Source organism: Mesorhizobium sp. M2C.T.Ca.TU.002.02.1.1, from assembly GCF_003997225.1.
The window spans coordinates 1-5,998 of record NZ_RZTO01000350.1; the positions used below are offsets into that span (position 1 = coordinate 1).

6 protein-coding genes and 1 tRNA gene are annotated in these 5,998 nt (G+C 60.8%); 3 read left to right on the plus strand and 4 right to left on the minus strand.

The features are described from left to right. The first annotated feature begins 83 nt into the window (after positions 1 to 83). Positions 84 to 764 carry a phosphoglycolate phosphatase gene (locus tag EOD07_RS18865; protein WP_127236544.1) on the plus strand — a complete coding sequence of 227 codons (681 nt, stop codon included), beginning with the start codon at positions 84 to 86 and terminating at the stop codon, positions 762 to 764. A 127-nt stretch (positions 765 to 891) separates the two neighbouring features. Further along, a tRNA-Val gene (locus EOD07_RS18870) sits at positions 892 to 966 on the plus strand. A gap of 907 nt (positions 967 to 1,873) precedes the next feature. Here the strand turns inward: EOD07_RS18870 and EOD07_RS18875 are convergent. After that, positions 1,874 to 2,737, minus strand: a complete 864-nt coding sequence (locus EOD07_RS18875; protein WP_127236545.1) for a hypothetical protein — start codon at positions 2,735 to 2,737, stop codon at positions 1,874 to 1,876. Between the two features lie 158 nt (positions 2,738 to 2,895). Further along, positions 2,896 to 3,138, minus strand: coding sequence for a hypothetical protein (locus tag EOD07_RS18880; protein WP_127236546.1), 243 nt, complete (start codon positions 3,136 to 3,138; stop codon positions 2,896 to 2,898). A 502-nt stretch (positions 3,139 to 3,640) separates the two neighbouring features. Here EOD07_RS18880 and EOD07_RS18885 point away from each other — a divergent pair. Continuing rightward, on the plus strand, positions 3,641 to 4,051 hold the full coding sequence (locus EOD07_RS18885) for a VOC family protein (protein ID WP_127236547.1): 411 nt from the start codon (positions 3,641 to 3,643) through the stop codon (positions 4,049 to 4,051). Between the two features lie 48 nt (positions 4,052 to 4,099). Here the strand turns inward: EOD07_RS18885 and EOD07_RS37690 are convergent, their stop codons facing one another. Continuing rightward, on the minus strand, positions 4,100 to 4,270 hold the full coding sequence (locus EOD07_RS37690) for a hypothetical protein (protein ID WP_164772347.1): 171 nt from the start codon (positions 4,268 to 4,270) through the stop codon (positions 4,100 to 4,102). Between the two features lie 99 nt (positions 4,271 to 4,369). Next, positions 4,370 to 5,842, minus strand: a complete 1,473-nt coding sequence (locus EOD07_RS18890; protein WP_164772348.1) for an MBL fold metallo-hydrolase — start codon at positions 5,840 to 5,842, stop codon at positions 4,370 to 4,372. Between the last annotated feature and the right edge of the window lie 156 nt (positions 5,843 to 5,998).

The window sequence follows — 5,998 nt, forward strand, 5'->3', positions numbered from 1 at the left end:
GCTGTGGACCGATCGAGGCTTCTTGCTTGAACCCGGCCCTGCCTGTATCGCCTACGGCAATTCAATCGCTACAGGAATTCCCCATGCCTAGCCCGATCATCGTCTTCGACCTCGACGGAACGCTGGTCGACACCGCGCCGGACCTGCTCGACAGCCTCAACCACAGCCTGGCGGCAAGCGATCTCGCCGCGGTCGACGAAGCCGGCTTCAGGCGTTTCGTCGGCCACGGCGGCCGCGTCATGATCGAACGCGCGCATGCCGCGCAGAACAAGGCGCTGGCGGCCGAGGAACACGACCGGCTCCTGAAGCTGTTCCTTGACCATTACACGCTGAACATTCCCGGCAAGTCCCGCCCCTACCCCGGCGTCATCGCCGCGCTCGATCGCTTTCAGGCCGCCGGCTACCTGATGGCGGTCTGCACCAACAAATACGAGGCGAATTCCGCGACGCTGATCGGCGCGTTGGGCATGTCGCACTATTTTGCCGCGATCTGCGGCCAGGACACCTTCGCCTTCCGCAAGCCCGACCCGCGCCATCTCACCGAGACGATCCGCCTGGCCGGCGGCGACCCGAACAGCGCCTTGATGATCGGCGATTCGCAGACCGACATCGACACCGCCAAGGCAGCCGGCATCCCGGTGGTCGCGGTCGATTTCGGCTATACCGACCGCCATGTGCGCGAATTCGAACCGACCGTGGTGATCTCGCATTTCGACACGCTGACGCCTGACCTTGCCGAGCGCTTGATCGCGGCGGCGCGCTGAGCGGCGCTAAACAGCACCGGCAGAAAATCAGAGAAATCAAACAGAGGAATAACCTCGGCACATCGCCTTGACTTCGCTCACCAGCCTACCTTATATCGCGGCTCGCTTCGGCCTTCGGGCTACAGGCGGGCGATTAGCTCAGCGGGAGAGCACACCCTTCACACGGGTGGGGTCGTAGGTTCAATCCCTACATCGCCCACCATCTAACCCTTGGAATGGTTAGATGATTTGGTTTCAAAGGAAATCTCTGAAAACTGGCGCGTAGCGCTTCTGCGACCTCGGCCTAGTGCAGAATCTGGGCCGGAAGAACGCCAACGTTCCCAGGTTCTCCACTTCGCCCTATCGGGCGGGCGGAGTTGGGGGTGCGAAACACGGGCGCGTAATAAACGATATCCCCTCAAAAATGCCCCCTGCTCCACACAATGGGTCTATCACTAGGAAAGTTGTGATTTAAAACGTAGGGTCTTGCACCGGTGCGTAATTTTCCGCACGGTATCTTTACCGCAAAGGCGGGCCTGGCTTTCACCAGACCCGCCCTCGGGGAGCCAGCTGATGGGGAGATTTGCGGTTCCGGCCAAGGAATGTCCGCAGATTCCCCTTCAGCCTCTCCACCCTGATGATTCACGGCGGACCATGCAAGAGTCGCATGGGCCCAAAAGGCCTTTATCCCGTGGTGATTTGGCCGGTTGGCGTGATATTGGTGGAAAACTAGAATTTTGGCTGTCATTCCGCATTGGGCGTCGACGGGGGTAAAGCAGTTTCGTCCTATTTTAGAGGGCGACCGGCTGAGCCCCAGGTAGCTTGAGTGCATCAAAGATGTGTTCCGGCGCCGCCCCAACTGGACACCCATCTACTTCTTCGAAGAGTGCCCCTTCTAGGGCATTCCAGGGAACATCAGCGGGTGCGGCGATCCCGAACCCGAGTCATCGCAACTCACCCTCATGAGCCTGTCGGGTGCCACTCGGGAGCGACCCCGAGGCCAGCAGGGTGAACATCGGACTGTCTCTGAAAGTTCCCACGGGAGTGTGCCTAGGTTGCCCCTTTCTCACGAGGGGCTTTTTGCGCTCAGTACAGCAGGCGGATGGAAAAGCCCTTGGATTGGGCCTCCCTCACGAGCAACTCGACCCCGTGACGGTTGTTCGGGCTATCGGCCGTGTAGATAACGGCTCGTGCGTTGTCACCACCGATCTTCCATTCCTTAAGATAATAGCCGCAAGCTTCTCAATATCTGGATACCAGTCTCTCGGCTGTCCCTCGCCCCGATAGGTCACTTCAATTTCCAGCGGATTGTCCTGCCAGGACTGGTTTGCTGCGCGGATATGCGGACTGAGCGCTAACCTTCCTGTGGGGAGTTCAACCCCAGGAAATCCCTTTAGGAGCACTCTGGTGTCAATAGGGGCGTTCTCGATGGATGCAAGGCGCCGGAGGATTTCAGATATCTGGTCCTGAATGATTTTCTCCGATGGTGTTGCGGTCTTGGCGAATTCGACCTTGCCGCGGGAAAACGTCACCGGATTGTCAACCACGTAATCGTCTGCCGTAGCCGTCCGAGCAAACTCGGTCAGCGTCTCCCGGGCGGCCTTAAGGTCTTTCGGCCACTTCCGAGAAAACTCTATCGAGCGGAAAGAACTGATGTCGAACGGGATCTTCTGCCCCTCCAGATGCATGTGAATGGTAGGCTTCTGGATGGCGTGCCGTATGCCGATTTCATAGAAGGCGTTCGGATTCAGGGTGGTGAGGTCGGCAATCACCAGCTCGGCCGAGAGAAGAGCGGTGATAATCTGCTCATCGATACGGCCAGGGTTGGAGATTTTGTCCGCCCGCTCGACCTTGAATTCCGGGAAGTGCTCGTCGAAGACTGGCTTGATAATCTCTTCCAGCAGCCAGTCGGCGTGCACGCGGTCGTCACTGTCGTTGCCGCCAATCGGGCCGACAACGAAGCAGAGTTTCGGCTTTACAGGAAGTTTCGCCATTGAATGCCCCCAGATGTGAGCGGAGCCTAAGCGCTCGCGCGCAGGCATTCAACTCCACAACCTAAGATCCAAAGCCCAATCGCATTTTCAACCAGTGCCCGGATTCACGCCGATTCCCCGGTCTTTTAAGGTAGGAGATTCACGCCGGATTCTGGGGATTACGGATGCTTGTGGAGTTCTACCGCAAAGGCGAGGAGAACGTGCATTGGGACGTTCTCATAGACGACAGCGGCTTTGTTGTCCGAAAGCCCCGCAGTCAGCGGCGGGTGAGTTGGCGTTGCGGGCAACAGGCGTGTACGCCAAAAATCCACGAGTACACGGAAGCCGAGCTTCACGCTGCCATCGCTGAGGTCGAGCGCCAAAAGGCGGATATATCGCCAATGATACGCCTGACCCAACATCGACTTGACGTCCTGTTAGAGGACGCATCATTGAAGCCGATGCCGCTACCTGTCGAGCTTCAAACGAGCGGCGCGTAAATAGCGCACCGCAGTGCCCGTTATGCCCTTGCGCGCCAGCGAGTGAACGCTAGACACCGCAGAAAACCGGCGTTTGCGAGGTGACGGCTCCCTTCACACGGTCGGGGTCACAGGTTCAATCTCGCCCACCATCTAACCTCCCGAAATGGTTAGATGATTTAGCTTCCAGCAAATCCTTGAGAACTGCCGTCGGCGCGTAACTGTCGCGCAGCGATTTTGTGGCCTCGGCCACGACAGAGTCTGGATCGGATGAACGCCGACGTTCCCGGGTTCACCCCCACATCCGTTCGGCGGTGGCCGTCGGTGCGACGCACGGAAGCGTCGGCAATCCAAAAAAAGTGGAGATGCAATGTCGGTTCTGCAGACGGTCGTGCGTCTTCAAGTAGGCGCCAGGACTGGCATCTCGACAACGAAGGAATGACCGATGAGCAAGAAGATCTTTGTGAGCCTGCCAGTTACCGACGTGAAGGCATCCATGGCCTTCTACGAATCCCTCGGCTTCAGGAACAATCCTCGGTTTCCCGATGAGACGGCGGCCTGGATGGTGTGGAGTGAAGACATCAACTTCATGCTGCTCAGCCGGGAGAAATGGCAGACCATGACCACGCGCCCCATCCCACCATCAACGTCCAGCGAGGTAATGCTGGCGCTTTCCCTGGGCAGCCGCGACGCCGTCGATGCGATGGCAGCCGCCGCTGCGGCGAACGGCGGCACAGCAGACATCAATCCGATCGAGGATCATGGGTTCATGTATACCCGCGACCTCGCTGATCCCGATGGCCATGCTGTAGGCGCGATGTGGATGGACCTTTCCTTAATGCCTTCAACGTCGTGATGGCGCGTTGGCCGTCCAACTTGCTGCCGACGTTAATGCCGCAGGCGCCTAAATCAGCCCCCGCCTCACATTCATGCGCGTCACGGCCGTCACCAGAACGGCGCCGGTCATGAAATAGAGCGTGGCGATGATGTGGCCCTGGTGGAAATGCAGCCCGGCAAACAGCAGGGCCATGACCACGGCAAGGAAGGCGATGACGCGAGAGAAGGCATCGGGCATGGGGCGACCTTGTGCAATGTGTTGAGTGGCCGCCCTCATTCAGCCGATCGCTCAATAGAGTGGTTTTCGATTTTTCGCAATCGGCCCGACGGCGAACGCTCAGGCCAGATCCACTTCCACCCACAGCCCGCCGAGCCCGCGTGCCGCATCGCGCGGCGCGCTGCGCACCGCCTGGATCGAACCGGACGGCGCGGCAAAGGCAGGCTTTCCGTTCTTGTCCGCCAGCCACGGATCATCGGCGCGAATGACGCGGCCCTTGGTCTTTGCCTCGAGCGCTGTCAGGATGCCGTCATAGGGCATCTCGCCCCAGTGCACCTTCACCGCATCGACCTTGTTGGTCGGGATGAAGGCCGACAGGTCGCTGCTCGTCAGCAGATCGAAACCCTCTTTTTCCGGCGTGGCGTTCTGGCTGCCGTGATGGGCGACCTTGAGATAGACGGTGCGCGCCAGAAGGTCGGCCGACGTGACGGTGCCCTGCCCCACCGGCCATTTCAGGTCCTTCCAGCTCAGCCAGTTGCCGATCTGGGCATCGCCCGGGAACAGCAGCACCCGGCCTGAGTCGATGAACTCGAAGGCAAGCACCAGGCTGGTGTTGTTGACGCCGCGGTCGAGCTGCAAGGCAAGGTCGGCGGCGATCCCCATCCAGTCGGCGTCGATGCGCCGCCAGGACTGGTCGCGGTCTTCCATCGCGGCCGCGGCCGAAACCGGCCCGGAATAATGCTTGCGGACATAGGCGCCGATATCGATGGCCGGGTCGCTGCCCTTGTCGCCTTTCAGCGCCGCGGACAGCGGCGTGCCGACATTGCGCTCGAACGGGCTGAGTTCGTCGACGTAACCAGTGTCGGCCGCCTCGTTCATCTTGAGGCCGCTCACCAGCGCCCGCGCGAACGGGCCACCGCTGGCCAGCGGAAACATCTCGCTTGCCTTTTCCTCCAGCCGCAGCGCCGCCTTGTCGCGCGGCGGGCCGAGCACATAGACGCGCAGGTTGGGCAATGCGTCGATCGTCACCGGCGGCCCGCCGGGCTCGAAATAGGTCGGCGTCGGTTTTTGCGACAGCTTTGCCGCCGCGTCGCGGGCCGAGCGCACCCGTTCGCCGGCGGCGCCGAACTGGAAGCCGAGCACGGACTGCAAGCCGTCGCGGACACCGGCCATGTAGGAGCTCAGCCCCTGCATCGCGTCGAGCTTCTGGCCCACGTCCTGCAGAGCGGCGATCGCCTGGCCCTTGAACTTGTCGAGCTCCGCGGCCTCGGCATCGGCCGGATTCTCGGTCCAGGCCATCCAGACGTCGCCGACGGCAAAATCCTTGAAAAGGTCCTTCGCGGTCAGGAAGCCGGAGACATGGTCCCAATGTTCGTGCGTGACGACGAGGATGTCGATCTTGCCGCCGGTCTCCTTCTTGAGGTCGGCGACGATGTCGGCGACCAGCGCCGGGCCGCCCGCGATCGAAACATGGATGCCGCAATCGATGAGCATGCGGAAAGGCTTTCCATCCGCCTTCCTGAAGGTGAGCAGGTGGCAATCGCCGATGCCCTGGCAATAATGCCGCACCGTAACGCCCGCTGCCGGGGCCACTGCAGCGGCCGCTTTTGCCGGCCTTGTCCTCGTCGCCGGCTTTCTAGACATGGTCGTCGTCCCCGTCGCTGGCATGCAGCAAGGCAAAGGGCTCCGACACCTCGCCGCCGAAATAGAGCGCCCGCAGCGGCGACAGGTAATTGGCCGCCATCGTGC